Below are 248 nucleotides of genomic sequence, written 5' to 3'. Positions count from 1 at the left end.
CCCGATGCGCTGGAGCTGTATGTCGACACACCCTTCTCATGGGCCACGCCACAAACCGGGGCGACAATCGAGTCCCATACATTTGAATGGGTCGTTCGTGCGCAATTCATCCTGAGCACGCAATCGCAAACCCTTCACTTCCCGGCGCCCGCCGTAAAAGACCCGATCCGCTTTGGCCCCGAATACGCCAGGGCCGACTTCACCACAACCCATCGGCCGTTCTGGGCCGACGAACTCACCCATAAGGC

Annotated in this window: 1 pseudogene; it reads left to right on the top strand. The window is 60.1% G+C overall.

Going from position 1 to position 248, the window contains the following annotated elements:
- Window positions 1-248: pseudogene (locus ACCD02_RS32775) on the top strand (hypothetical protein); the annotation flags it as partial.

The organism is Pseudomonas sp. Pseusp88, from assembly GCF_047303955.1.
Taxonomy (GTDB): domain Bacteria; phylum Pseudomonadota; class Gammaproteobacteria; order Pseudomonadales; family Pseudomonadaceae; genus Aquipseudomonas.
Note: the sequence above shows the minus strand (reverse complement) of the source record. Positions and strands in the feature narration are given on the sequence as shown.